The organism is Sphaerisporangium rufum (genome assembly GCF_016863395.1).
GTDB classification, from domain to species: Bacteria; Actinomycetota; Actinomycetes; order Streptosporangiales; family Streptosporangiaceae; genus Sphaerisporangium; species Sphaerisporangium rufum.
The window spans coordinates 1-25,961 of sequence record NZ_BOOU01000063.1 but is presented as its reverse complement, the minus strand read 5'-3'; the positions used below and the strand labels follow the sequence as shown (position 1 = coordinate 25,961).

The window sequence follows — 25,961 nt, the reverse complement described above, 5'->3', positions numbered from 1 at the left end:
GAACCGGACAGCGGCGGGCCACCGCGCCGGGCCACCGTGCCGGGCCGCCGCATCGGGCCCTGCGGCGGCTCCCGCGCCGGCAGATGGCGGGGCCGCCACCCCGGTCACGGTCAGCGGCCGGACGGATGGAGGGCCGCGGCGGTGCCGGTGACGATGACGCGCAGGCCGTGCTCGAAGGCCTCCTCGCCCAGCGGGCTGCCCGCCTCGCGCAGGGCGGTGAACACGGTGGCGTCGGGCCCGCCGTCCAGCAGCCCGGTCAGCGTGGCCATCCGTTCGGCCGGCGGCTCGGGCGGCCGGCCGCGTTCGGCCTGTTCCTGCTGGACGAACCCGGTGGTGTACTGGCCGACCGTCGTGATCGTCCGCAGGGCCAGGCCCGGGGTGAACCCGTGGCGGACCAGGGCGGTGAGTTCCTCGTCGAACAACTTGATCGTCGCGTCGCCGAGCGTGCCGGCGTGCGCGACCAGCCGGGCGCCGTCGCGGTGGGCGAGCAGCGCGCCGCGGTAGGCGCGGGCCCGCCTGATCAGCCACTGCTGCCAGGACTCGCCGGCCCGGGGTGGCCCCATGCCGGCCGACAGCACGATGGAGTCGGCCATCTCGTCGAGCAGCTCCTGCTTGGTGCGGATGTGCCAGTACAGCGCGGGCGACTGCACGCCCAGCTCGGCGGCCAGGCGGCGCACGGTCAGCCCGTCCAGCCCGACCTCGTCCAGCAGCCGGAGCGCGGTGGTGACCACCAGTGCCCTGGTGAGGCCGCCGCGCCTGCTTTCCCTCTGCTCTGCCATCGCTTGACAGCTTAGCGGTGCTAAGGAACCATGACGCTCCTTAGCAATGCTAAGGAAGGAGAGGATCATGTCCCCCACCCCGGACCGGACGACCCAGGTTCTGCTCACCTGCGGCGCCCTGGCCGCCCCGCTGTTCTTCGCCGCCGTGCTGGTCCAGGACTACACGCGGACCGACGGCTACGATCCCCGGCGGCACCCGCTCAGCATGCTCAGCCTCGGCGATCTCGGCTGGATCCAGAGCGCGAACTTCGCGGTCACCGGCCTGCTGTTCATCGCCTTCGCCGCCGGGCTGCGGCGGCTGCGCCGGCCCGGCCACGAAGGGATCTGGGGGCCGGTGCTGCTCGGCGCCTTCGGCCTCGGCCTCATCGCCGCCGGCATCTTCGTCCCCGACCCGGCCTGGGGGTTCCCGCCGGGCGCGCCGGCCGGCCGGGCCCCGGTGCCGACGGCGACCGGATACCTGCACGCGCTGGCCGGGTTCACCGCGTTCACCGGCGTCACCGCGGCGAGCCTGGTGTTCGCCCGGCGGTTCGCCCGCCGGCGGCAGGCCCGGGCCGGCTGGCTGTGCAGCGCCGCCGCGGTGGTGACGTACGGCGCCTTCCTGGGCAGCTCGCCGGCCTCCGGCGGCGGCGAGCAGGGCCGGCCGCTCAGCCTGCTCCTGCGGCTCGGCGCGCTGGCGGGCTGGGGCTGGGCATCGCTGCTGGCCGCGTACTTCCTGCGTACCCGGCCGAGCGGGCCCACCGAGACCGCGGGATGACCGGACCGGCGCGTTGTCGGGAACCGGGACGCCGGCCGGCTCAGGGCCCACCGAGACCGGGGCGTCCAGCGGATCGGGACCCCCACCGGGGCCGGGGCGTCCAGCGGATCGGGGCCTCCACCGGGGCCGCGAGGCGGGCGGGCCGGGCCCGCCCGCGCCCCCGTCCGGCACGTCCGGCGCGGATCAGCCGCGGACGACCGGCTCCTGCAACTCGGTCACCCAGGTGTTGCGGTCCGGGCCGACCTCGAGGTACAGCTCCCGGTTGTAGCCGGCGGAGCGATAGCCGCCGGCCTCGATCCACCGGGCCAGCGTCTGGACGGTCGGCATGACATCGTCCATCGAGCCGCGGTGCACGATGGTCGCCGCCTCTTCGATCGCCGGCAGGTCGACCACGGTGTAGCCGTGCTCGGACAGGCCGGTCTCGGCGTTCACCGGAAGCGTGGCGTGCACGACGACCCCCTCACCGCCGGGGGCGTCGTCGTAGTAGGCGATCGCCGGGCCGACCGGCGTCACCCCGGCCGCCGCGAGCCGGTCGACCAGCGAGTCGTACAGCGGGCTGATGACCGGGCCGATGGTGCCGGGCTCGAAGTCGGCGGCGACCGCGCTCAGCTCGGCGACCCGGACGGCGGGGATGTGCTTGATCTGGATGTCGTCGGTGGGCATCAGGCCCTCCCTCTCGATGCTGCGAAGCCTCGCCTCGACGTGCGCCAGCCGGGCGGCGTCGGTCTCGATCCGGGACCGCAGCTCGGCGTGGCGCAGCCGGAGCATGCCGCGCAGTTCCTCGACGCTCACCTTCTCGTCGAGGATGGCCCCCACCTCCTGGAGGGTGAACCCCAGGTCCTTGAGTGCGATGATCCGGTTCAGCCGCGCGAGCTGCCCGGCCGCGTACCAGCGGTACCCGGTCAGCGGGTCGACGCGTCGCGGGCGCAGCAGGCCCACCGCGTCATAGTGACGCAGCATGCGCACTGACACCCGTCCGTGCCTGGCGAAGTCTCCGATGGTGAACATGGCCCTCCATGGGTAGGGCCTGACACGGTGTGAGGGTCAACGCGCGGGCCGGCACGATGTGCTGGACGACACGGTGTACGTGCCGTGGTGTGCCTGCCGGCACGGTGTGCGGGACGGCGCCGGCCGGGTGGCCGGTGGCGCTCAGCGCCCCCGGGTGGGGATCTCGAACCAGACGGCCTTGCCCTCCTTGGTGGGCCGGGAGCCCCAGCGGCGGGCGAGCTGGTCGACCAGGTACAGGCCGCGCCCGCCCTCGTCGTTCTCCCCCGCGCTGCGGATGCGGGGCAGCCGCAGGTCCTGGTCGAAGACCTCGACCCAGACGCACTCCTCGCCCCGGCGCAGCCGCAGGGTGAACTCCTTCTCGTTGGCGATCTCGTCGTCCAGGCCCGGGACGTCCCACGACTCGTCGAACGGCAGCGGCGGGCCGTCCATCACCAGCTCGCGGCGCGGGACGCTCGCGTTGGCGGCGTGCAGCACCACGTTGGTGACGACCTCGGACACCAGCAGGCAGGCCAGCTCGGCGGGCTCCTCCGGCACCCCCCAGGTGGCGAACGCCTCCGCCGCCATGCGCCGCGCCTCGCCGACCATGATGGGCTGGGCCGGGAAGGTGCGCTCCTGGAACTTCAGCTCCTTGCCCGCCGAGCGGATCACTAGGATCGCCATGTCGTCGTCGATCTCGCCGGGGACGGCGACGGTGGCGGTGTCGGCGATGCGCTCCACCGAGTCGGCGGCCACCTCGGCGATCCTCTCGCCCAGCACCGCGAAGATCTCCTCGTCGCTCAGCGGTGCCTCGCCCGACTCGCGGAGCGGCCGGCGGTCCAGCAGCCCGTCGGTGTAGAGCAGCAGCGTCGCCCCGGGCGGCAGCACCCGGGTCTCCTCCTTGTACACCAGGTCGGCGTGCATGCCCTTGGCGTTGACGCCGAGCGGCTGGCCCACCTCGGAGATGTCCAGCTCGGTGACCGTGCCGTCCACGATCAGCAGCGGCGGGGAGTGCCCGGCGTTGGCGAACGTCAGCTGCCGCGACCACGCGTCGTACACCATGTACTGGCAGGTGACGATGGGCGGGGTGCTGACGTCGGCGCCGTAGTCGTCGTGCTCGGGGGCGGCCATCACGCCGGTCCACTCGTTGAGCCGGGCCAGGATGTCGGCCGGGGGTTTGTCGTCCTGGGCGAAGGCGCGCAGCGCCGCCCGGAGCTGGCCCATCACCGCCGCCGCCTTGGCACCGCGGCCCTCGACGTCGCCGATGACGATGCCGACCCGGCCGGCCGACAGCGGGATGACGTCGTACCAGTCGCCGCCGACCTGCGTCTGGATGCCCTGGCCGTGGGAGGCGAGCGGCGCGGCCGGGTGGTAGCGGACCGCGATCTCCAGCCCGTCGAGCTGCGGCAGCGCGCGCGGCAGCAGGTACTTCTGGAACGACTCGGCGGTGTGCCGTTCCTCCTCGAACAGCAGGGCGTTGTCCACCGCTATCGCGACCCGGGTGGCGATGGCGCCGACGAAGTCGCGGTCGAAGGCGTCGTAGTGCGGCGAACGCCGGTCGGTCAGGTTGGACAGCCCGAGGTACATCAGCCCGAGCGTCTCGCCGCGCGCGCACAGCGGCGCCACGATGGCCGAGGTCATGCCGATCTCGCCGCAGAGCCTGCTGCTCTCCTCGCTGGGCGAGGGGTAGCTCGACTGCGCGAAGTCCTCGACGATGATCGTCTCCTGGCGGCGCAGCGCGATCTCGGCGTAGTGGCCCTCCGGATAGCGGATCTCCGAGCCGACCGTCCGCCAGGTGCCGGGCGGCGGGGTCCAGCCCTTGACGTGGGTGGAGACCTTGCGGATCAGCCGGTCGCCCTCGGCCAGCTCGATGAAACAGTGGTCGGCGAACTGGGGGACGAGCATCTCGGCGACGCGGTTGAGCGTCTCCTCGACGTACAGGGAGCCGGCCAGCCGTTCACCGATGCGCTCCAGCAGGCCGAAGCGGTCCTTCTCCCGTTCGTTGCTGCGCATCGCCTCGCGGGCGGTGATGACGATGCCGGTGACCGCGCCGGAGGAGTGGCGCAGCGGCACCGCCTGTGCCCGGACGTAGATGATCGTGCCGTCGTCCCGCTCGACGTCGAAGGTGCCCTCCCATACGCCACCGCGCAGCACGTGCCTGGCCAGCTCGACGGCCATCGGGTGGTCCTTCTCCATGATCGTTAAGGAGAGGACCGCCTGGCCGGTGCCGGCCGCCGGGTCGGGCCGGCCGAACAGCCGCTCGGCGAACGGGTTCCAGTACAGGACGTTGCTGAACCGGTCGGTGACGACCACCGCCATCTCGGCGTGGTCGAGCACGGAACCGGCGGTCATGTGCTCGGCCGCGTCGTTGGAAAGGTCGCCCCAGCGTCTCATCGGCCGGCCGCCCGTCGGGGCGGCAGGGCGGCGGACGGCAGGGCGGCGGACGGCACGGTGGTGGCCGGCACAGTGGTGGGCGGCACGGTGGCGGGCGGCGGGGCGACAGACTGCGGGCAGGCCCGCTGTTCGCGGCGGCGGGCGAGGGCGGCCGGGCGAGGGCGGGCCGCCGGCGAGGGTTCCCCGTGACTGGACAACCGGATCCGTCCCGCGCTCTCAGCGCCGGGAGACGAAGACGTGCGCGGCCACGTCACGTGGGATGTCCACGGAAGTGCTGTGCGCCTCATCGTCACCCGTCACCCGTACACCGTCATCGGTCGCCGCGAGCGTCACCTCGCGTCCGGGTTGTATCCCGACTTGCTTGAGTTTAAGCATGACGGCGGGATCGCTTTGCACTTGTTCGCTGATCCGCCGCACGACCGCGGGGACGTCGCGGGGGCCGGCCAGGTCGGCCATCGCCGACATCACCTCGTCGTCCGCGGTCTCGGGCTCCTTGACGCCGAGCTCGTCCAGCCCCGGGATGGGGTTGCCGTGCGGGCAGACCACCGGGTTGCTCAGCAGGGTGACCAGGCGGGTCTCCACCGACTCGGACATCACGTGCTCCCAGCGGCACGCCTCGATGTGGACCTCCTCCCAGGGCAGCCCGATCACCTGGGTCAGCAGGCACTCGGCCAGCCGGTGCTTGCGCATCACCCGGGTGGCCAGGGTGCGGCCGAGGTCGGTCATGGTCAGGTGACGGTCGCCTTCGACCCGGACCAGGCCGTCGCGCTCCATCCGGGCCACCGTCTGGCTCACCGTCGGGCCGCTCTGCTGCAGCCGCTCGGCGATGCGCGCGCGAAGGGGGGTGATCCCCTCTTCCTCCAACTCGAAGATGGTGCGGAGGTACATCTCGGTGGTGTCGATCAGGCCGTGTGCGGTCAAGGCTCCTCCCCTCCCCAATGCTACGTCCGGTTCCCGGGTCGGCGGCCATCCGCGGGCGGGCCGGACGCCCTCCGCCACGAGGGCGGCTCCGGCGTTCGAACGAAGCTTACGCAGACCGACCGACAGAGCGCCGTGAGATCGGCAAGCCCGTGGCTCCAGGGAATCGGCGGGATCAGCCGGTCGCCTGGTAGCGCCGGAAGGCGGGCACCGCCAGCCCGGCCGCCAGCACCAGCACGGCGCAGATCAGCCCACCGCCCGCCCACGCCGGCACCAGCCCGAACGCGCCGGCCGTCGCGCCCGCGCGCAGATCGCCCAGGCGCGGCCCGCCCGCCACCACGACCATGAAGACGCCCTGCAGGCGCCCGCGCATCTCGTCGGGGGCGTAGGTCTGCAGGATCGTCTGCCGCCACACCGCCGACACCAGGTCGAAGGCGCCGCCGGCGGCCAGCAGCGCGACCACCAGCCACAGCGGCCCGGCGACGCCGGCGGCGGCGACGGTCAGCCCCCACAGCGCGATGACGACGACCAGGCCGGCGCCCTGGCGGCGCACCCGGCCGACCCAGCCGGAGAACAGGCCGGCGGCGACCGAGCCGATGGCCAGGCTCGCCGACAGCCAGCCGAACGCCACCGGCGACCCGCCGAACCGGTCGGCGGTCAGCTCGGGGTAGAGCGCGCGGGGCATGGCGAACGCCATCGCGATGATGTCCACCACGAACGACATCATCACGATGGGCCGCCCGGCGATGTACCGCAGCCCGTCGGCCACCGAACGCAGGCCCGGCCGGGCGATGTCTCCAAGGGGGGCCAGCCGGGGCAGCCGCACCGCGGCGTACAGGACGGCGGCGAACAGCAGCGCGTCCAGCAGGTAGGCGGTGGCGTAGCCGCCACGGGCGAGCACGACGCCGGCCAGCAGCGGCCCGGCGACGGTGCCGATGCTGCCGGCCAGGAAGTTCAGCGTGTTGGCCGCGGCCACCTGCTCGGTGGGCAGCAGCCGGGGAATGATCGCGTAGCGGACAGGCGAGGTCACCGCGAAGCCGGTCGACTGGACGGCGACCGCGGCCAGGATGAAGTAGACGTTGCCTAGGCCGCTCCAGGCGTGCGCGAGGAGCGCCAGGCTCGCCGACCAGGCGACCAGCGAACCGATGATGAGCAGCCGGCGGCGTTCGACCGCGTCGGCAACGGCACCGCCCCACAGGCCGAAGACGACCAGCGGGATCAGGTTGGCGGGTCCGAGCAGCCCCACCCACAGCGACGATCCGGTGATGGCGTACACCTGGGCGCTGACCGCCACCGCGGTGAGCTGGAAGCCGATGAACGACACGCCCTGGCCGAGCAGCAGGCGGCGGTAGGCGGGAGTGCGCAGCGGCCGGGTGTCCACCGCGGCCCGGCGCAGCCGCGTACGAAACAGCCCTGACATCCGTCCCCCGTGCGGCTCCTGCGCGATGCCCGGCATCCGGAATGTCTGCGATGTCCGGAGGGCCGGTGAAGTACCCGGGCACTCTACTCAGCACGCCGCCGGACGCCGCACGGCGGCCCCGCGAAGCCGATCCGGCGGCTGGATCGTTCCCTGTTTCGAGATGTTCCGAGATCGATCCGCGCGGCCGCCCGCGCTGCTAACTTGATCAAGATCTGCCACGGCTTCCGAGCGGCCGGACGGCATGACCAGAACCCCGGCGTCCCACGCCGAGGCCCCCGAAACCGATCCGGAGATCGACTTGTCCCACCACACCGACGCATCCCTCCAGGGACGTCCGGTACGGCCGCGCGCTCGGCGCCGGCCGATGCCGGCGGCCCTCGCCGCCGCCCTTTCGGCGACCGTCCTGTCGACCACCGTCCTGTCGACCGCCGCCCTGCCGGCCGCCGCGGCCGCCGCGCCGTCCCCCACCGCCACGCCGAAGGCGCGTGCGTCGTCGACCGGCACGCAGGCCGGCACCACGCGCGCGGCCGCGGCCCCGGTCTCGGTGACCGCCGCCGCCGACACCTATCTGGTCACCGAACGCCCCGACACCGCGTACGGCAAGGAGGCGAAGATCACCGCGGCGAACTGGTCCTCCCCCTGGCATTCCCAGGCCCTGCTCCGGTTCGCCGTGCCGGCCACGCCGGCCGGCATGAAGATCGCGTCCGCCACGCTGGAGCTGACGTTCGCCAAGGTCACCCAGCAGCCGTCGAGCGTCGAGCTGCGCTCGGTGGCCTCGACGACCTGGCCGGAGGCGACCACGACCTACGCCGGCCGCCCGGCCACCGGATCGGTGATCGCCACCGCGAAGGTCACCGCCGGCGCCACCTCGCTGTCCTTCGACGTGCCGGACGGGCGGCTCAAGCCGTCGGCCGCCGTCTCGTTCGCGCTCACCGACCCGACCGCCTCCTCGGCGGCGGTCTTCCACAGCCGCGAGCAGGGGTCGGCCGGCCCCCGGCTGGCCATCACCTACGCCGCCGCCACGACGGCCGGCGGCACGCTGTGCGGTGCGTCGTTCCAGCCGGAGTCGGGCGAGACACGGCAGCAGGCGCTCGCCCGCGAGGACGCGAAGTTCGGCGGCCTGGACTCGGCCCGGGTGTTCTTCTCCGGCCTGCCGGAGAGCTGGCCGCTGAAGGTCGACTACGGCAAGCGGCCGCTGGTCGTGTCGTTCAAGGGCGACGCCGACGACCACGTCGCCGGAAAGTACGACGCCACCATGCGCAAGTGGTTCGCCGACGCGCCGCGCGACCGGGACATCTACTGGGTCTACTACCACGAGCCCGAGCAGGAGATCCGCGACGGCATGTTCACCGCCGCCCAGTACCGCAAGGCCTGGCAGCATCTGGCCAAGCTGGCCGAGGAGGCGGACAACCCGCGGCTGCACGCCACCCAGGTGCTGATGCAGTGGTCCCTGGAGGCGGGCTCCAAGCGGAACTGGCGCGACTACTACCCCGGCGACGGCGTGCTGGACGTGCTCGCCTGGGACGTCTACAACCACCCGGACACCGCTGCCAAGGGGATCTACCGCACTCCGGCCGACATCCTCGACAAGGTGGTCACCGCCAACAAGAGCGTCGGCCTGCCGATGGGCGTCGCCGAGCTGGGGTCGCCCCTGGCCGCGGGTGACGCCGACGGCACCAAGCGCGCCCAGTGGGTGCGGGCGATGAACGCCTACCTGGCCGGGCACGGGTCGAAGTGGAACATGTGGTTCGACCTGAACTGGCCGGACGGTGACTACCGCCTGCGCGACCAGCCGGGCATCGCCGCGTGGAAGGAGTTCTGCGCGGCCTCCTGACCACGCCCGCGCCATGGCCCGGCGGCGGGCCATGGCGCGGTGCGCAGCTTCACGAGACCAGGTTCACGGGGCCAGGCGCTCGGTGATCCACTCCTCCCCCGAACGGCGGTAACGCAGCCGGTCGTGCATGCGGTCGGTCTGCCCCTGCCAGAACTCCACCTCCGCGGGGATCACCCGGAAACCTCCCCAGAAGTCGGGCACCGGCGGCTCCTCGGGCCAGCGCTCGGCCAGTTCGCGGTAGCGGGCGTCCAGCTCCTCTCGGGAGCGCACGACCGCCGACTGGCGCGAGGCCCAGGCCCCCAGCCGGGAGCCATAGGGCCGGGAGTGGAAGTAGGCGGCGGAGTCCTCCCGCGACAGCCGGGCCACCCGGCCCTCGACCCGTACCTGGCGGCGGATCTGGTGCCAGGGGAACAGCAGGCAGGCACGCGGGTTCTCCGCCAGGTCGCGGCCTTTGCGAGACTCGTAGTTGGTGTAGAAGACGAACCCCTGCTCGTCGAAGCCCTTGAGCAGGACGGTCCTGGCGGTCGGCAGCCCTCCGGCGGAGGAGGTGGCCAGCACCATGGCGTTGGGCTCCGGCAGCCGGGCCTCCACGGCGTCGGCGAACCAGGCGGCGAACTGCGTCACCGGGTCGGCGGCGAGATCCGCCTCGGTGAACGGCAGACCCTCGTACGTACGGCGCAGCCCGGCGATCGACGGCGGGCTCGATGCGGCATCCACAGGCAGGTATTCTTCCGCGTCCGGCCCCACCGGCACAGCGGTGGCCCCCCACCAGGGCGAACTCCGTTTCGGAGGGTCCGCGGGCGGAGCACTCCCATCGAGGGGGTTGAATAAGACCCGCCGGTATCTCGACATCAAGGCTTTGACTTCAAGAAAGGGAGGCGGCCGCGAATGTCCGACTTCAAACCCGGGCTGGAAGGCGTAGTAGCGTTCGAGACCGAGATCGCGGAACCGGACAAGGAAGGGGGCGCCCTCCGCTACCGGGGCGTCGACATCGAAGAGCTGGTCGGTCGCGTCTCGTTCGGGCACGTCTGGGGCCTGCTGGTGGACAACCGGTTCAAGCCGGGCCTGCCGCCGGCCGAGCCTTATCCGATCCCGGTGCACTCCGGTGACATCCGGGTGGACGTGCAGAGCGCCCTTGCCATGCTCGCCCCGGCCTATGGTTTCCGCCAGCTGCTCGACATCGACGAGACCCAGGCCCGCGACGACCTCGCCCGCGCCTCGGTCACCGCCCTGTCCTTCGTCGCCCAGTCCGCGCGCGGTCTCGGCCTGCCGATGGTGCCGCAGGCGCGCGTCGACGAGGCGTCCAGCATCGTCGAGCGATTCATGATCCGCTGGCGGGGTGAGCCGGACCCGCGGCACGTCAAGGCCATCGACGCCTACTGGACCTCCGCCGCCGAGCACGGCATGAACGCCTCCACCTTCACCGCCCGGGTGATCGCCTCCACCGGCGCGGACGTCGCGGCCGCGCTGTCCGGCGCGGTGGGCGCCATGTCCGGCCCGCTGCACGGCGGCGCTCCGGCCCGGGTGCTGCACATGATCGAAGAGGTCGAGCGCATCGGCGACGCGGACGCCTACGTCAAGCAGGCCTTGGACGGCGGCGAGCGCCTGATGGGTTTCGGCCACCGGGTCTACCGGGCCGAGGACCCGCGCGCCCGCGTGCTGCGCCGCACCGCGCAGGAGCTGAACGCGCCCCGCTATGAGGTCGCCTGCGCGCTGGAGAAGGCCGCGCTGGCCGAGCTGCACGCCCGCAAGCCCGACCGCGTGCTCGCCACCAACGTGGAGTTCTGGGCGGCGATCATCCTGGACTTCGCCGAGGTGCCCCCGCACATGTTCACCTCGATGTTCACCTGCGCCCGCACCGCCGGTTGGGCGGCGCACATCCTGGAGCAGAAGCGCACGGGCAGGCTCGTCCGCCCCAGCGCGCAGTACGTGGGTCCCTCGCAGCGTTCGATCAGCGAGGTCCCCGGTGCCGACGAGGTCATCGGCAAGAACTGACCGACCGGCCCGGCCCCGCCTCCGGGCCGTGCTCCCCCGACGAGGCCCGCAGCCCTGGTTGCGGGCCTTTGCCGTCCAGCACGCCATCTCCGCGACATATCCGGCCACCCGCCCGCACATCTCACGATCCGGACCCGGGGCGTGGGCATCGGGGCAGCTCACTACGCTTGGTCGGGTGGCTGACATCCAGATTCCCGCTGAGATCAAGCCCGCGGACGGCCGTTTCGGCTGCGGGCCCTCGAAAGTACGCTCCGAGCAGCTGGCCGCCCTGGCCGGCGCCGGCGCGAGCCTGATGGGCACCTCCCACCGGCAGAAGCCGGTGAAGGACCTGGTGCACCGGGTCCGCCAGGGTCTGGCCGACCTGTTCTCGCTGCCCGAGGGGTACGAGGTCGTGCTCGGCAACGGCGGCACCACCGCGTTCTGGGACATCGCGGCCTTCGGGCTGATCCGGGAGCGGTCCCAGCACCTGCACTTCGGCGAGTTCTCCTCGAAGTTCGCGACCGCCGCGGCCCGGGCACCGTGGCTGGCCGACCCCTCGGTGATCAAGTCGGAGCCGGGCACCCACCCGCTGCCGCGGGCCGAGGAGGGGGTGGACGTCTACGCGCTCACCCACAACGAGACCTCCACCGGGGTCGCCATGCCGATCGCGCGGGTGGGCGGCGACGACTCGCTGGTGCTGGTGGACGCGACCTCCGGCGCCGGCGGCCTGCCGGTCGAGGCCGGCGAGTTCGACGTCTACTACTTCGCGCCGCAGAAGAGCTTCGCCTCCGACGGCGGGCTGTGGGTCGGGCTGTTCTCACCGCGCGCGCTGGCCCGGGTCGAGGAGATCGCGGGCACCGGGCGGTACATCCCGGAGTTCTTCAGCCTGCCCACCGCGATCGACAACTCGCGCAAGGACCAGACCTACAACACCCCGGCGATCGCCACGCTGTTCCTGCTGGCCGACCAGCTCGACTGGATGCTCGGCAACGGCGGCCTGGCCTGGACCACGGCGCGCAGCGCCGACTCGGCCACCCGGCTGTACACCTGGGCGGAGAAGACCTCCTACACCACGCCGTTCGTCGCCGACCCGGCGCAGCGCTCCAACGTGGTGGGCACGATCGACTTCACCGGCGAGGTGGACGCGGCGGCCGTCGCCAAGGTGCTGCGGGCCAACGGCATCGTGGACACCGAGCCCTACCGCAAGCTCGGCCGCAACCAGCTGCGGGTCGCGATGTTCCCGGCGGTGGACCCGGCCGACGTCGAGGCGCTCACCGCCTGCGTCGACCACGTCGTCGAGCGGCTGTGAGGTAGGCGCCCGCATTCCCGGCCCGGGTCCGCCGGGCCGGGTGCGGCGTCATTCGTACGCGCGCGGGGTGCGTCCCCGGCGGCGCAGCGTCCAGGCGGCGAGCACGCCGCCGATGAGGCCGAACAGGTGGCCCTGCCAGGAGATGCCCGGCTGGCCGGGGAGCACCCCCCAGATCAGCGAGTAGTACAGCACCGCGACGCCGATGCCGAGCACGATGTCCAGCGGGTGCCGGTCGAACAGGCCGCGGGTGACGACGTAGCCGAAGTAGCCGAAGACCAGACCGCTGGCGCCCACGGTCAGCCCGGGCGGGCTGAGCAGCCAGATGCCCACGCCGCTCACCACGATGATGATGAAGCTGGCCAGCACGAACCGGCCGATGCCGCGCAGCGCGGCGAGGAAGCCGAGGATCGCCAGCGGCACGGTGTTGGCCATCAGGTGCGGGAAGCCGGCGTGCAGGAACGGCGCGAACAGGATGCCGCCGAGCCCTTGCGGGTCATGGGAGACGATGCCGTACCGGTCGAGGCCGAGCGCCAGCACGTAGTCGGCGATCTCCAGTGCCCACTCCACCGCCAGCAGCAGGGAGACCACGATGGCGGCGCCCAGGGCGCCGGTGACCAGCCCGACCACGCGCCGCTTGACCACCTCGCCCGTGGCACGGCCGGCCGGAGCCACACCGGTGCGGTAGTCGCTCATCGCTCTCCTTTTGTCACGCTCGTTGGAACGCTTCTTCCTCCTGCCCGCCCCCGCAAACCGGGGTTTACTCCTTATTTCCCACAGAAACGGAGAAGGCGCCCGCCGATCGCGGGCGCCCTCCCGGGTCAGCCGGGTCCGGGGCCGATCACTCCCCGGACCAGTTCGGCGCGCGCTTCTCGGCGAACGCGGCGGCGCCCTCCATCGCGTCCCTGGACCCGAAGACCGGGTTGATGATCTCTCCCTGCCGGGCGAACATCTCCTCCCGGGACCAGTCCGCCGACTCCACCAGCACCCGCTTGGTGGCCAGCAGCGACAGCGGGGCGTTGGCGGCGATCCGGACCGCCAGCTCCCTGGCGGCGGCCAGCGCCCCGCCGGCCGGCGTCACCTGGTTGACCAGGCCGAGTTCGTACAGCCGGGCCGCCGGATAGAAGTCGCCGGTCAGCGCGATCTCCATCGCGACGTGGTACGGGATGCGCCGCGGCAGCCGCATCACGCCGCCCGCACCGGCCACCAGCCCTCGCTTGGGCTCGGGCAGGCCGAACCTCGCCTCCTCAGAGGCCACCACGATGTCGCAGGACAGCGCCAGCTCGAACCCGCCGGCCAGCGCGTACCCCTCCACCGCCGCGATGATCGGCTTGCGTGGCGGCGCCTCCACCAGGCCGCCGAACCCGCGGCCCTCGACCACCGGAAGGTCGCCGGACAGGAACCCCTTGAGGTCCATGCCCGCCGAGAACGTGCCGCCCGCGCCGGTCAGCACGTACACCGCGACGTCCTTGCGCTCCTCCAGCTCGTCCAGCGCCGCCGCCACGCGGCGCGCGACGGCGCCGTTGACGGCGTTGCGCGCCTTCGGCCGGTTGATCGTGATGACGGCGATGCCGCCGTCGACCTCGACGAGAACCTCGTCAGACACTCTGCGACCTCCGCGGGTCTACTTGGGCTGGAAGCGGATCCCGCCGTCGAAGCGGATGACCTCGCCGTTCATGTAGTCGTTCTCGATCAGGGCGCGGACCAGGTGGCCGAACTCGCCGGCCCGGCCCATGCGCTTGGGGAACGGCACCGGCGCGGCCAGCTTGGCCTTGAACGCCTCCGACTCCGCGCCGGACCCGTAGATCGGCGTGTCGATGATGCCGGGGCAGATGGTCAGCACCCGGACGCCGATGGCGGCCAGGTCGCGCGCGGCCGGCAGCGTCATGCCGATGATGCCGCCCTTGGAGGCGGAGTAGGCCACCTGGCCGGTCTGCCCTTCGATGCCGGCGACCGAGGCGGTGTTGATGACGACGCCGCGGGCGTTGTCGGCGTCGGCGGGCTCGGTCTTCGCCATCGCGGCGGCGCCGATCCGCATCAGGTTGAAGGTGCCGATCAGGTTGATGTCGATCACCTTGCGGTAGCTCGCCAGGTCGTGCGGCGAGCCGTCCCGGCCGACCGTGCGGGCGGCCCAGCCGATGCCGGCGCTGTTGATCACCGCGCGCAGCGGCCGGCCGGTCGCAACCGCAGCGTCCACGGCGGCCTGGACCGAGGCCTCGTCGGAGACGTCGGTCTGCACGAAGACGCCGCCGAGCTCGTCGGCGACGGCCTTGCCGCGCTCGGCGTTCAGGTCGGCGACGACGACGGTGGCGCCGGCGGCGGCGAGCTCGCGCGCGGTCGCCTCGCCGAGGCCGCTCGCACCGCCGGAGATGATTGCTGCTGCTCCGTTCAGGTCCATAACCTGGACCCTAACGGGCAACCGAATGAAGTTCTACTGGGGGTGGCTCAAATCTCGGCGGTGACCGCCGCGTCCACGTCCGAATAGACCTTTATGCGGCGATCCAGGCCGGTGGTCCGGAGGATGCGCGCCACCGGAGGCTGCGGCGCGGCCAGCGACACGCCCCCGCCGTCGCCGGTGGTCAGCCGCCAGGCCTCGATCAGCACCGACAACCCGCTGGAGTCCATGAAGGACAGCCCGGTGAGATCGAGGACGAGCCGGCTGCCGTCCTGCCGGACGGCCTCGCGGATCTCGTCGCGCAGGAACGGCGCCGTGAACAGGTCGAGCTCGCCCTCGACGGCGACGACGACCGCGCCCCCGAACGCGCGCCGCGCCAGCCGCAGCTTCATGTCGGCACCTCCTCGCGGGCTCACTTTACTTCGCATTCGCCGGGACGGCGGCACCTCGGCGTAAAGATCGGCCGATCGGGGGCGTAAGGCGACGCCGCACCCGAAACCGCGGCGCCGCCGGGGTTGCCGGGCGGCGGTCAGCCCGGCCGCGGCGCGACCGCGAAGCCGTACGGCAGCTCCAGCCGGTGCGCGGCGAGCAGTTCGGCGTCGGCCAGCACCTCGCCGGTCGGCCCGTCCGCGGCGATGACGCCGCCGGACAGGATGAGCGACCGCTCGCACAGCTCCAGCGCGTACGGCAGGTCGTGCGTGACCATCAGCACCGTGACGTCCAGCGACCGCAGGATCTCGGCCAGCTCGCGGCGGGCCGCCGGGTCCAGGTTGGACGACGGCTCGTCCAGCACCAGGATCTCCGGCCGCATGGCGAGCACCGTGGCCACCGCCACCCGGCGGCGCTGGCCGAACGACAGGTGGTGCGGCGGCCGGTCGGCGACCTCCGGCAGCCCCACCAGCTCCAGCGCCTCGCGGACCCGCGCGTCCAGCTCCGCGCCGCGCACGCCGAGGTTGGCCGGTCCGAAGGCGACGTCCTGCCGCACCGTCGGCATGAACAGCTGGTCGTCGGGGTCCTGGAAGACCAGGCCCACCCGCCGGCGGATCTCGCGCAGCGTGTCCGGCCCGACCGGCAGGCCGGCCACCTCCACCGAGCCGTGCCCGGGGGTGAGGATGCCGTTGAGATGCATCACCAGCGTGGTCTTGCCCGCGCCGTTCGGCCCGAGCAGCGCCACCCGCTCGCCGCGGCCGATGGCCAGATCGACGCCGAACAGCGCCTGGGTTCCGTCGGGATAGGCGTACGCCAGCTCGCGGACCCGTAGCGAGGGCGGCCCGGCGGTCACGGTCATCCCATGCTCCAGGAGGTGGCGGCGGTCGCCAGCGCGGCGACCGGCAGCAGCGCGGCGGTGGCCCACTGCGCCGCCGAGGCGCCGATATCGTCGATGACGGGCATCGTCCCGGTATACCCCCTGCTGAGCATGGCCAGGTGCACCCGCTCGCCGCGCTCGTAAGAACGGATGAACAGCGCGCCCGCCGACCGGGCGAGCACCGGCACGTGCCGGACGTCCCGCGCGGCGAAGGCGCGTGACTCGCGGGCGACGCGCATCCGGCGCATCTCGTCGAGGATCACGTCCAGGTAGCGGAGCATGAAGGTGGCGATCTGCACCAGCAGCGCCGGCAGCCGCAGCCGCCGCGCGCCGATCAGCATGGCGTGCGGCTCGGTGGTGGCCGCCAGCAGGACGCTGGCCACCACGCCGAGCGTCGCCTTGGCCAGGATGTTCCACGCCGCCCACAGCCCTTCGGCGCTGAGCGAGAGGCCGAGCACCTGCACCCGCTCGCCCAGCCCGATCACCGGCAGCGCGACCGCGAAGATCACGAAGGGGATCTCGATCGCCATCCGCCGCAGCACGAAGCCGGCCGGCACCCGCGCGGCCGCGGCCACCGCGGCGAGCATCAGCGCGTAGGCGGCGAAGGCCCACAGCGCCTCGCGCGGCGTGGCGACCACCACCACGGCGAACGCGGCCACCGCGAGCAGCTTGCACTGCGGCGGCAGCCGGTGCACCACGGTGTCCCCCGGCCGATACAGCCGGTGATGGTGCCCAGCGCCCACTAGGCCCGGGCCCGCTGGGCGCTCCGGCCGCGGCGGCGCACCGCGTAGAACACCGCGCCGCCGGCCAGGAGCGTGATGCCGACCCCGGCCACGCCGGCCACCCCGACCGACAGCCGCTCGCTCGCCACGCCCTTGACACCGTAGTCGGCGAGCGGGCCGCCGCCGAGCGGATGATCCTGCTCCTGGGCGTTCAGCCCCTTGTCCTGCGCGACCTTCTCCAGGCCGTCCGGGCTGGCCGAGGCGTAGAAGGACGCCACGCCGGCCAGCAGCACCGCGACCAGCGCGCCGCCGGCCAGCACGGGGCGCAGGCCCGCGCGTCCGGGCGCCGGGGCCGGCGCGACCGGCGGCGCGGCCACCTCGGACTCGCCGCCCGCCGTACGCAGCACCAGCGGCGCGGCCGTGCCGCGGGCCCCGTACACCAGGTCGGGCCGGACGGCGAGCACGCTGCTCACGGTGAGCGCGGTGATCAGCCCTTCGCCGAGGCCGATGAGGACGTGCACGCCGACCATCGCCAGCGCGACCGACGAGACGTCGAGCGGCGCGGTGCCGCCCAGCCAGAACAGGCCGGTGAAGGCCAGCGCGGTGATCGGCACCGACAGCGCGGCGCCGGCGAACGCGGCGACCGGCACCACGGCCCGGCGGCGCGGGGCGGCCCGCATGATCAGGCGGAACAGCGCGTAACCGGCCACGGTCGCCACGATGCCCATCAGGGTGATGTTGACCCCGAGCGCGGTGATGCCGCCGTCGGCGAAGAAGAACGCCTGCACGATGAGCACCACCGCGACGCACAGCACCGCCGTGTACGGCCCGACCAGCACGGCGGCCAGCGTGCCGCCTAGCAGGTGCCCGCTGGTGCCGGCCGCCACCGGGAAGTTGAGCATCTGCGCGGCGAACACGAACGCGGCGACCAGGCCGGCCATCGGCGCCGTGCGGTCGTCGAGTTCGCGCCGGGCCCCGCGCAGGCACAGGCCGAGACCGCCCGCCGCGACGGCGCCGGCGGCGACGGACACCGGCGCGTTGAAGAAACCGTCTGGTACGTGCACTGCGAGCCTTCCGTTGGATCCGCTGGCGCCCACACTAGGTCATCCCGCAGTAGTTGCAAAGAATTCGCATTAACCGGAAATCGCCAGGAAGCCGGGCACCGGCCGGGGTCAGCGGACCGCGCGCAACGAGCGGCGCACCACCGCCCGCGGCCCGCAGGCCCGGACGACCACCACCAGGCGGCGCCGCACCTTGGACGGCCGGGCCCGCGCCTGCCAGCGGCGGCGCCCGCGCCACCAGGCGTCCCCCCCGCCGAGGTCGGCGTCCCCGACGAGCACCGGGTAGCGCACCGGCGGGCCGCCCAGGTCGAGCTCCAGATCCGCCTCCCAGACGCCCGGCACGTCGAGCGGCGCGGCGGCGGCGAACCCCGCCGGGCCGTCGGCGGCGGCCGGCACCCGCCGCTCGCGGCCGGAGGACCGCTCGCGCCAGACGATCTGGCGCAGGTGGCCGGCCGCCGGATGATCGTCGCCGACCACGACCGTGCCGGTGAGGAAGAGCGTGCCCTTGCCGGCCCAGCGCGCCCGGGTCAGCCGCGCCGCGCCCGGCACCGGCGTCACGTGCCCGCCGACGTCGATGCTGAGGTTGCCGTGCGGCCGGGTGAAGTACGGCGTGGCGGCGGCGCCACCGGCCAGCCGGACACCCGGCCCGGTCACGCCGGGCTCGCGGTCGGCGCCGAACCGCGCCACCCGCCGGACGCCTTCACAGGCGATGACCAGGTGGACATCCCAGACCCCGGAGGGCAGCCGGGCGACCTCGATGCCGCCGACGAACACGTCGGCCACCGCCGAGACCGGGACCCGCCGCTCGGCCCGGGTGGCGCGCTCGCGCAGCAGCAGGCCGACGGTCACGCCGTTCCACGAGTCGGCGAGGTACGCCCGGCCGGACACCTCGAGCCGGTCGCCGGACCAGCGCAGCCCGAGCAGCCGGCGGTGGAACCCGGCGGTCTCCACCCGGGCGATCCGCACCAGCCGCCCCTGGTCGCCCAGCGAGGCGGCTCGCAGCCGGTCGATGGGCCGCAGCCGCTCCAGCACCCCGTCGGTCAGCCAGCCGGCGCACATCTCGGCCACCTCCTGCACGATGAGCCGGCGGTCGGCCGGGCCGGCGGCCAGGAACGGGGCGCCGAGTTGGGCGAGCACGTCGAACCGGAAATGGCGCCGCAGCAGGTGATCGCGCAGCGGCCCGGGCGGGATGTGCCGGGCCATCAGCTCGATCGGCCCGCGGATCATCCGCAGCCAGCCGACCGGGTCACGGCTGCCCGGCTGCTGCATGATGCTGCTGCCGTCCGGCCGGGCGACCAGGTGATAGCAGTCGTGGTCGGCCACCACCGAGATCGTCTCGGCGTGGCAGTAGGCGTGCACCGAGAACGCGATGTCCTCCCCCACCCGCAGCGACTCGTCGAACCGGATGCCGTGCCGGGTCAGCATCTCCCGGCGGAACAGCTTGAAGCAGGTGAGCGCGTTGTAGACCGTCGTCTCGCCCAGCGGGGCGCGATCGAGGTTCTCCCGGAACATGGAGGCCGGCACCGGCCGGCCGTGCCCGACCAGCTTGCCGAGCACGATGTCGGAGCCGTTGCGGTCGGCCATCGCGAGCATGCGCGGCAGCGCCTCCGGCCCGAGGTGGTCGTCGGCGTCGCAGAAGAAGACGTACCGGCCGGCCGCCTGCGCGACGGCCCGGTTGCGCGGCCGGCCCGCCCCGCCGGAGGCGGGCTGATAGGTGACCCTGATCTCGGGGAACCTCGCCGCGTAGTCGGCGAGCAGATCGCGGCCGCCGTCGGTCGAGCCGTCGTCCACGACGATGATCTCCTTGCTCACCTGCTGGCGGAGCAGCGAGGTGAGGCAGCGATCGAGGTAGGGGCGGCAGTTGTGGACGGGCACTACGATGCTGACGTCGACGCGCCGGCTACTTTCCGTTTCCATTGGGAATCATTATGTAACCGTGGACGGGGGCCGCGCCGGGCAAACCACCGGATGGCATCCGGTGACTCACCAGCCGGTTTGGCGGCATGTGCTTATTACCGTTTTGCCTGGGTAACGTGGCAGTGCGGAGGTGACGACATGGCTTTTCCAGCTCGCCAGACAGGGCTTCAGGTCACGTGCAGGCATCAGGGACCATGCGTAGTGGTCGAGATCTCCGGCGAGCTCGACATGACGGCGGTCCCCCGGGTCCGCGCCGAACTCGAGACGGTGATCGACGGCATGCGCCCGCCGTGCCTGACCCTGGACCTGACCCGCACCACGTTCTGCGACAGCCTCGGGCTGGGCCTGCTGGTGCACACCTATAACACCGTTCGACAGATGGGCGGGCGGGTCGTGCTGGTCGTGCCGCCGGACGGCATGATCACCAGGCTGCTCACGATCACCAACCTCGACCACCACTTCGAGGTCCATCCGACCCTGGATGACGCGCTGGCGGGCTTCCAGGCGGCGTGACCGGCGGCCCGGACGGGGCCGAGCGGGGGAATGGAACGGGCGTCGGAACGGCACGGGTTCCGGCGCCGCCGGCGGCGTACGCAAGATCGGGTATGCTGGGGAACTTGACTGCGCTTTAGAAGAGCGCACAGTCATTCCTACGAGGAGTATACCACACCAATGGTAGGCCGTGCCACCGAGACCGCTCGCGCCGCCGCGCTGCGCGCCGAGCAGGACTACGTCACCATGCTGTACACCTGCCTGGACCGGGAACGTGAGCGGGCCGAGGTCGCGCTGCGCGCCGAGCACGGCCGCGGCACGCCCGGCGGGACCCACCAGGCCCGGCTGGAGCGCGACGTCGCCGCGCACGAGCACGCCGCCCGCGCCGCCCGGCTGTCCGCGGTCGAGCGCGGCCTGTGCTTCGGCCGGATCGACGAGGCCGCCGGCGACACCTTCTACATCGGCCGGACCGGGCTGCGCGGCGAGGACGACGAGCTGGTCCTGATCGACTGGCGCGCCCCCGCCGCCCGGCCGTTCTACACCGCCACCCCGAGCGACCCCGGTCCGCTGGTCCGCCGCCGCCACCTGCACACCCGGGGGCGGACCGTGGTCGGCCTGGACGACGAGGTCTTCGACCTGTCCCGGATGAGCGAGCCGGACCGCCGCACCCTCGTCGGCGAGGCCGCCCTGCTGGCCGCGCTCCGGCGCGGGCGCACCGGGCGGATGGGCGACGTGGTGGCCACCATCCAGGCCGAGCAGGACCAGGTGATCCGCTCCGGCATGCCCGGAGCACTGGTCGTCCAGGGCGGCCCGGGCACCGGCAAGACGGTGGCCGCGCTGCACCGGGCCGCCTACCTGCTCTACGCGCACCGCGACACCCTCGCCCGGCGCGGCATCCTGGTGATCGGGCCCAACTCCATGTTCCTGCGGTACATCGGCCAGGTGCTGCCCTCCCTCGGCGAGACCGACGTCGTGCTGACCACCATGGGCGGCCTGTACCCGGGAGTGCGCGCCGCCGCGGCCGACCGGCCGGACACCGCGGTCGTCAAGGGCGACCCGCGGATGGTCCAGGTCCTGCGCGGCGCCGTCCGCGACCGGCAGCGGGTGCCGGACGGCGATCTGACGGTGCCGATCCCCACCCGCACCTCGGTCCGCGGCGGTGTCGAGGTGGTGGTCGAGCGGATGGAGATCCGGCTGGACCACGCGTCCTGCGTGCACGCCCGGGACCGCGCGCGGGCGGTGCGCAACCCGCACAACGTCGCGCGCAAGCTGTTCGTCGACTCGGCGCTCACCGGGCTCGCGCTGGACGAGGCCGAGCAACTGGACCGCCCGATGGACGACCATGATCTGCACTACGCCCGGGCCGCGCTGTGGCGCACCCCCGAGGTGCGCCGCGCGCTGGACGCGCTGTGGCCGGAACTCACCCCTGAGGGCCTGCTGGACGGGCTGCTGAGCGATCCGGACGCGCTGCGCGCCGCCTGCGTCCCCGACGGCGGCGGCGCGCCGGTGCTGGACGGGCCGGAACGATCGGCACTGCTGCGGGCGGCCGGCGCGCCGTGGACCGTCGGGGACGTCCCGCTGCTCGACGAGGCCGCCGAGCTCCTCGGGGTGGACGACTCGGCCGGCCGCGCGGCCCGGCGCCGGGCCGAGGAGACCCGCCGCGCCGAGGACCACCTGTTCGCCCGCGAGGTGCTCTACACCACCGGCGCCGCGGACATGATGGACGCCGGGGCGCTGGCCGAACGGCACGCCGCCACCGAGTCGCTGACCACCGCCGAGCGGGCCGAGCGCGACCGGAGCTGGGTGTACGGGCACGTGATCGTGGACGAGGCGCAGGAACTGTCCGCGATGGCCTGGCGCGCCGTCATGCGCCGGATCCCGGCGCGGTCCCTGACCGTGGTCGGCGACATCGCGCAGACCGGCTCGGCGGCCGGCGCCCGCTCGTGGGGCGAGATGCTCGACCCGTACGTCAAGGGCCGGTGGCGGGAGGCGCGGCTGCTGGTCAACTACCGCACGCCCGCCGAGATCATGACCGTCGCCGCGGACGTGCTGGCCGCCGTCGCGCCCGGCCAGCAGCCGCCGCTCTCGGTCCGCGACGGCGAGGCCCCGCCCCGGGCCGTGCGCGCCGGCCGGGACGAGCTGCCGCGCGTGCTGCCCGCCCTGGTCGCCGCCGAACTCGCCGAGATCGGCGAAGGACGGCTCGCCGTCCTGGTGCCGGACGCCCGGCACGCCGAGATCGCCGCACTGCTGCCCGACGCCGCGGCCGGCGGCGCCGACGACGTCCTGGACTCCCCCGCCGCGGTGCTCACCGTCACCCGGGCCAAGGGCCTGGAGTTCGACGCGGTCGTCGTGCTGGCGCCGGACGAGATCCTCGCGCAGTCGCCCAAGGGCGGCCAGGACCTCTACGTCGCCCTCACCCGGGCCACCCGCCGCCTCACCGTCCTGCACCACACCGACCTCCCCCCCATGCTCACCCGCCTGGGCTCCGCCGGCAGCCGCCCCTGACCGCAGGCTCAGGGACTTCCTGGGCCAGGAGGATGAGGGTGGTCGCGCCGCGGATCGACGCGCGGGGCCGGTTCCGGGGCACCCCGTCCGGGAGGCCGGCCGCCTGATGGGCAGGGTCAGCCGAAGCGCCAGCGGGTCGCGGTCAGGCCGTCCGGGCCGTAGCCGAAGGCGCGGACCGGGGTGATCCGGTAGCAGCCGTACTCCGGCCCGCCCGGCAGGCCGTCGTCGTGCACGGAGCCGTCGCGCATGGTCAGCGGCCAGCCGTACTTCTCCTGGATCGCGGCGATGATCTCCCGCTGGCCGGCCGGGTCGGTCACCCGGCCGGCGTCGCCCTCGACGACCAGGTCCAGCGTGTCACCGGAGACGGTGATGACGCACCGGCCGTCGGCGGCGAGGTTGCGGCCCTTGCGCGAGCCCGGGCGGCTCGCCACGCAGATCGCCCCGCCGGCCCAGGCGAACATCACCGGGGCGGCGTGCGGCCGGCCGCCGGGCCGCACGGTGGACAGCCAGACCTTCGGCGCGCCGCGCAGCACGGCCTCCGCCTCGGCCCAGGGCTTCACGGTGGCCGGGTCGGTGCTCATCGGCACGGCGTCCTGCGGCCGGAACAGCGGCTCGGCCACGGGGGTCGTCACGCTCATCAGCGCCTCCTCATCGACGGGCGGGGGTCGGGTGGTCGTACTCGTCGTGCAGGCGCCACCACCGGTAGGGCTCGGTGCGCGGTGTCCCGGCCGGCGAGTCCTCCCAGGTCTCCTGCCGGCCGAACGGGGTGAGATCGAGGAAGGTCCAGCCGCTGCCCAGCCGCTCGACACCCCGGCGGGTGGTGGAGTAGGTGCGGAACATCTCCGCGCCGTCCCGCAGGAAGACGTTCAGCCCGAACCCGTCCGCGACCCCCATGTCGGCATTGAAGTCACCGCCCACGGTGGAGTACCAGGGGATGGTCCAGCCCATCCGCTCCTTGAACGGCAGGATCTCGGCGAGCGGGCCGTTCGAGGCGAGCACCAGAGAGGTGTCGCGGGCATGCAGGTGGGCGAGGTGCCCGACGTTGTCGGTGAACATCGCGCAGCCCGAGCAGTAGTCGCCGGTGCCGTGCCACATATAGGTATAGACGATCAGCTGCCGCCGCCCGGCGAACAGGTCGAGCAGGGAGGCGGGACCGTCCGGCCCGTCGAACGCGTACTCCTTGTCCACCCGCACCATGGGCAGCCGGCGGCGCTCGGCGGCCAGCCCGTCCAGTGCCCGGGTCAGCTCCTTCTCCTTGACCAGCAGGGCCTGCCGCGCCCGCTGCCAGTCCGGCTCGGCCACGACCTCGGGACTGTTCATCCCGCCTCCTTCGAGTTCCTTCAAGAAACTTACAAGAAGGACCATAGCAGGGCGAGTTTCTTCAGGGAACCCATTGGGATCGCGGGTGTGGTGTGATGATCGACGGGCAGGAGGCGCCACGTAGTGCGATTCCCGGGAGGCGGCATGGCGGCGAATCACCCACGACCACGGTTCCGGCTCACCGCCACCGTGCTCGACACCCCTGATCCGCATGGGCTCGCGGACTTCTACCGGCGGCTGCTCGGCTGGGAGATCGAGAGCGACGAGCCCGAGTGGGTGACGCTCCGGCCGCCCGGCGGCGGCGCCGGCCTCTCCTTCCAGACCGAGCGCGCCTACGTTCGGCCGGCGTGGCCGGCCGGGCCGGGCGACCCGCAGATGATGATGCACCTGGACATCGAGGTCGACGACCTGGCCGCCGCCGGGGCGCACGCGGCGGCCGCGGGCGCCACCCTTGCCGACTTCCAGCCGCAGGACGACGTCCGGGTGTACCTGGACCCGGACGGCCACCCCTTCTGCCTCTGGATCCGCTGACACCGGACCCGTGGGAGCGGGGCGGCAGGACCACGGGCCGCCGCCGGGTCCCGGCGACGGCCCGTACCCGTGCGGGGCGGGCTACCAGTCGCCGCCCTCGCTCTCCTCCTCGTCGCTCTCGAAGATCTCCTCGACCACCTCGCCGGCGACCAGGCCGCCGGCCACGCCCAGCGCGCCGGCCGCCGCCACCGCGCCCAGCCCGGGACCGCTGTGGTGGCCATGGTGCCCGTGGTGGCCGTGGTGGCCGTATCCGCCGTGGTCGTCGTAGTGCTCGGGGTGACCGTACCCGCCGTGATGGCCGCCGTGATGGCCGCCGTACCCGGCGAGCCCGGACAGCCAGCGGCCGAGCTCGGCCACCCAGTCGGTGGCCGGCGCGTCCTGGTGGCTCACCTGGAAGCGGCCGACGGCGTCGCCGGAGTACCGGCCGCCCGCCTTGTCCGCCTCCAGGATCACCTCCAGCCCGGCCGGGGAGGCCACGAAGGTCAGCTCGACCTCGCCTACCGTGGCGGCGTGCTCCGGCGGCGCGTAGAACTCGATCTCCTGGTAGAACGGCAGCTCCTGGCGCACGCCGAACAGGTGACCGGCCTCCAGGTCCGCGGACTTGAACCGGAAGCCGAGCCGGGGGAACGCCGAGAGGATCGCCAGCTGGGAGGGCAGCGGCTCGACCTCGACCATGTCCAGGTCGCCCTTGTCGACCGCCTTGGCGATGGCCAGCTCGGTGCGCACGCCGAGGGCCATGCCGGCCAGGTGGTGCCCGTCGATCTCGCTGATCGGGATCTCCCAGGGCACCGGGACCTGGAAGCCGATCACGCGGTCCTCACCCTTGCGCAGGGTGAACGGGCCGGAGACCTGGGCACGGGCGAACTCGCCGATCCCGACGCCCTCGCCCTCGCCGTGCTCGACCTCCACCTTGGCCACCAGGCCGAGGGTGATGTGCTCGATCTCCGCGTCGAACTCGCCGCCGTTCAGGCGTACCTCCCCGGCCAGCATGCCGCCGGGCCGGATCCGCGGGGCGGCCAGGACGGTGTCCACCGAGGGGGCGCCCACACCGAAGGCGCCCAGCATCCTTTTGAAGACCACGGCTCGCTCTCTCTGTCGAAGTTGGTGGCTTGGCACAGCCGCCCCCTCAACGATCAGCTCGGCGGCCCGGTTCCGCCGGCACGGAAACCTGTCCCGGCTGGTCAGGCACCCTGTCATGGTTTGACGACCTATGAGGCGTATGCCGGGTGGCCTGGCCGGCCGGCCCGGTGCGCGCCGCGGCACTCGACCGGCCGGACCGCGGCACTCGACCGGCCGGACCGCGGCACTCGACCGGCCGGACCGCGGCACTCGACCGGCCGGACGGCGGC

24 protein-coding genes are annotated in these 25,961 nt (G+C 73.3%); 7 read left to right on the top strand and 17 right to left on the bottom strand.

Translation table 11 applies throughout. The features are described from left to right. Positions 1 to 110: 110 nt before the first annotated feature. Positions 111 to 779 (bottom strand): TetR/AcrR family transcriptional regulator C-terminal domain-containing protein, encoded by a 669-nt coding sequence (locus Sru01_RS23625; RefSeq protein ID WP_203989926.1) that lies wholly within the window; start codon positions 777 to 779, stop codon positions 111 to 113. A gap of 67 nt (positions 780 to 846) precedes the next feature. Here Sru01_RS23625 and Sru01_RS23620 point away from each other — a divergent pair, with 67 nt between their 5' ends. After that, positions 847 to 1,533, top strand: a complete 687-nt coding sequence (locus tag Sru01_RS23620) for a DUF998 domain-containing protein (RefSeq protein WP_203989925.1) — start codon at positions 847 to 849, stop codon at positions 1,531 to 1,533. Between the two features lie 183 nt (positions 1,534 to 1,716). Here Sru01_RS23620 and Sru01_RS23615 read toward each other — a convergent pair whose 3' ends face one another. The 4 genes from Sru01_RS23615 to Sru01_RS23600 all read right to left on the bottom strand — a co-directional run bounded on the left by Sru01_RS23615 (position 1,717) and on the right by Sru01_RS23600 (position 7,249). Continuing rightward, positions 1,717 to 2,541 (bottom strand): MerR family transcriptional regulator, encoded by an 825-nt coding sequence (locus Sru01_RS23615; RefSeq protein ID WP_203989924.1) that lies wholly within the window; start codon positions 2,539 to 2,541, stop codon positions 1,717 to 1,719. 141 nt (positions 2,542 to 2,682) lie between these two features. Further along, positions 2,683 to 4,911, bottom strand: a complete 2,229-nt coding sequence (locus tag Sru01_RS23610) for an ATP-binding SpoIIE family protein phosphatase (protein ID WP_203989923.1) — start codon at positions 4,909 to 4,911, stop codon at positions 2,683 to 2,685. Positions 4,912 to 5,127: 216 nt separating this feature from the next. After that, on the bottom strand, positions 5,128 to 5,832 hold the full coding sequence (locus tag Sru01_RS23605; RefSeq protein WP_203989921.1) for an iron-dependent transcriptional repressor DtxR: 705 nt from the start codon (positions 5,830 to 5,832) through the stop codon (positions 5,128 to 5,130). A 172-nt stretch (positions 5,833 to 6,004) separates the two neighbouring features. Next, a complete protein-coding gene (locus Sru01_RS23600) occupies positions 6,005 to 7,249 on the bottom strand; it encodes an MFS transporter (RefSeq protein WP_203989919.1) in 1,245 nt (414 codons plus the stop codon). Positions 7,250 to 7,613: 364 nt separating this feature from the next. Here Sru01_RS23600 and Sru01_RS23595 point away from each other — a divergent pair, with 364 nt between their 5' ends. Beyond that, positions 7,614 to 9,083 carry a CBM96 family carbohydrate-binding protein gene (locus Sru01_RS23595; protein ID WP_203989917.1) on the top strand — a complete coding sequence of 490 codons (1,470 nt, stop codon included), beginning with the start codon at positions 7,614 to 7,616 and terminating at the stop codon, positions 9,081 to 9,083. Positions 9,084 to 9,146: 63 nt separating this feature from the next. Here Sru01_RS23595 and pdxH read toward each other — a convergent pair whose 3' ends face one another. Further along, positions 9,147 to 9,800: a pyridoxamine 5'-phosphate oxidase gene (gene pdxH / locus Sru01_RS23590; RefSeq protein WP_203989916.1), complete on the bottom strand. Its 654-nt coding sequence runs from the start codon at positions 9,798 to 9,800 to the stop codon at positions 9,147 to 9,149. Positions 9,801 to 9,971: 171 nt separating this feature from the next. Between pdxH and Sru01_RS23585 the strand changes: the two genes are divergently transcribed. Then, positions 9,972 to 11,078, top strand: coding sequence for a citrate synthase 2 (locus Sru01_RS23585; protein ID WP_203989915.1), 1,107 nt, complete (start codon positions 9,972 to 9,974; stop codon positions 11,076 to 11,078). A 175-nt stretch (positions 11,079 to 11,253) separates the two neighbouring features. Next, complete coding sequence (serC, locus tag Sru01_RS23580; RefSeq protein ID WP_203989914.1) at positions 11,254 to 12,366, top strand: phosphoserine transaminase; 1,113 nt, start codon at positions 11,254 to 11,256, stop codon at positions 12,364 to 12,366. A gap of 48 nt (positions 12,367 to 12,414) precedes the next feature. On the opposite strand, the gene Sru01_RS23575 is transcribed toward serC, so the two are convergent. The 8 genes from Sru01_RS23575 to Sru01_RS23540 all read right to left on the bottom strand — a co-directional run bounded on the left by Sru01_RS23575 (position 12,415) and on the right by Sru01_RS23540 (position 19,764). Next, on the bottom strand, positions 12,415 to 13,059 hold the full coding sequence (locus tag Sru01_RS23575) for a rhomboid family intramembrane serine protease (RefSeq protein WP_203989913.1): 645 nt from the start codon (positions 13,057 to 13,059) through the stop codon (positions 12,415 to 12,417). 145 nt (positions 13,060 to 13,204) lie between these two features. Continuing rightward, entirely contained in the window at positions 13,205 to 13,969 is a 765-nt protein-coding gene (locus tag Sru01_RS23570) for a crotonase/enoyl-CoA hydratase family protein (protein ID WP_203989909.1), read from the bottom strand. A gap of 18 nt (positions 13,970 to 13,987) precedes the next feature. Further along, complete coding sequence (locus tag Sru01_RS23565; RefSeq protein WP_203989908.1) at positions 13,988 to 14,761, bottom strand: SDR family NAD(P)-dependent oxidoreductase; 774 nt, start codon at positions 14,759 to 14,761, stop codon at positions 13,988 to 13,990. A 47-nt stretch (positions 14,762 to 14,808) separates the two neighbouring features. After that, on the bottom strand, positions 14,809 to 15,150 hold the full coding sequence (locus Sru01_RS23560) for an STAS domain-containing protein (RefSeq protein WP_203989907.1): 342 nt from the start codon (positions 15,148 to 15,150) through the stop codon (positions 14,809 to 14,811). Positions 15,151 to 15,287: 137 nt separating this feature from the next. Further along, a complete protein-coding gene (locus Sru01_RS23555; RefSeq protein WP_203989906.1) occupies positions 15,288 to 16,046 on the bottom strand; it encodes an energy-coupling factor ABC transporter ATP-binding protein in 759 nt (252 codons plus the stop codon). Continuing rightward, on the bottom strand, positions 16,043 to 16,759 hold the full coding sequence (gene cbiQ, locus Sru01_RS23550) for a cobalt ECF transporter T component CbiQ (protein WP_307812078.1): 717 nt from the start codon (positions 16,757 to 16,759) through the stop codon (positions 16,043 to 16,045). Before cbiQ ends, Sru01_RS23555 begins: the two co-directional genes overlap by 4 nt. Positions 16,760 to 16,806: 47 nt before the next feature. Beyond that, entirely contained in the window at positions 16,807 to 17,850 is a 1,044-nt protein-coding gene (locus tag Sru01_RS23545; RefSeq protein ID WP_203989904.1) for an energy-coupling factor ABC transporter permease, read from the bottom strand. Positions 17,851 to 17,958: 108 nt separating this feature from the next. Then, complete coding sequence (locus Sru01_RS23540) at positions 17,959 to 19,764, bottom strand: glycosyltransferase family 2 protein (protein ID WP_203989903.1); 1,806 nt, start codon at positions 19,762 to 19,764, stop codon at positions 17,959 to 17,961. A gap of 51 nt (positions 19,765 to 19,815) precedes the next feature. Here Sru01_RS23540 and Sru01_RS23535 point away from each other — a divergent pair, with 51 nt between their 5' ends. Together Sru01_RS23535 and Sru01_RS23530 are read left to right on the top strand one after the other, a co-directional pair. After that, the gene (locus Sru01_RS23535; protein ID WP_307812077.1) at positions 19,816 to 20,277 is read left to right on the top strand and encodes an STAS domain-containing protein; all 462 of its coding nucleotides are present in this window, start codon (positions 19,816 to 19,818) and stop codon (positions 20,275 to 20,277) included. Between the two features lie 159 nt (positions 20,278 to 20,436). Further along, complete coding sequence (locus Sru01_RS23530; RefSeq protein WP_203989901.1) at positions 20,437 to 22,761, top strand: HelD family protein; 2,325 nt, start codon at positions 20,437 to 20,439, stop codon at positions 22,759 to 22,761. Positions 22,762 to 22,877: 116 nt separating this feature from the next. On the opposite strand, the gene Sru01_RS23525 is transcribed toward Sru01_RS23530, so the two are convergent. Both Sru01_RS23525 and Sru01_RS23520 read right to left on the bottom strand, forming a co-directional pair. Next, a complete protein-coding gene (locus Sru01_RS23525; protein ID WP_203989900.1) occupies positions 22,878 to 23,399 on the bottom strand; it encodes a pyridoxamine 5'-phosphate oxidase family protein in 522 nt (173 codons plus the stop codon). Between the two features lie 10 nt (positions 23,400 to 23,409). After that, complete coding sequence (locus Sru01_RS23520) at positions 23,410 to 24,081, bottom strand: DUF899 domain-containing protein (RefSeq protein ID WP_203989899.1); 672 nt, start codon at positions 24,079 to 24,081, stop codon at positions 23,410 to 23,412. Positions 24,082 to 24,225: 144 nt separating this feature from the next. Here Sru01_RS23520 and Sru01_RS23515 point away from each other — a divergent pair, with 144 nt between their 5' ends. Further along, positions 24,226 to 24,612: a VOC family protein gene (locus tag Sru01_RS23515; protein ID WP_203989898.1), complete on the top strand. Its 387-nt coding sequence runs from the start codon at positions 24,226 to 24,228 to the stop codon at positions 24,610 to 24,612. Between the two features lie 81 nt (positions 24,613 to 24,693). On the opposite strand, the gene Sru01_RS23510 is transcribed toward Sru01_RS23515, so the two are convergent. After that, complete coding sequence (locus Sru01_RS23510) at positions 24,694 to 25,692, bottom strand: sporulation protein (RefSeq protein WP_203989896.1); 999 nt, start codon at positions 25,690 to 25,692, stop codon at positions 24,694 to 24,696. Between the last annotated feature and the right edge of the window lie 269 nt (positions 25,693 to 25,961).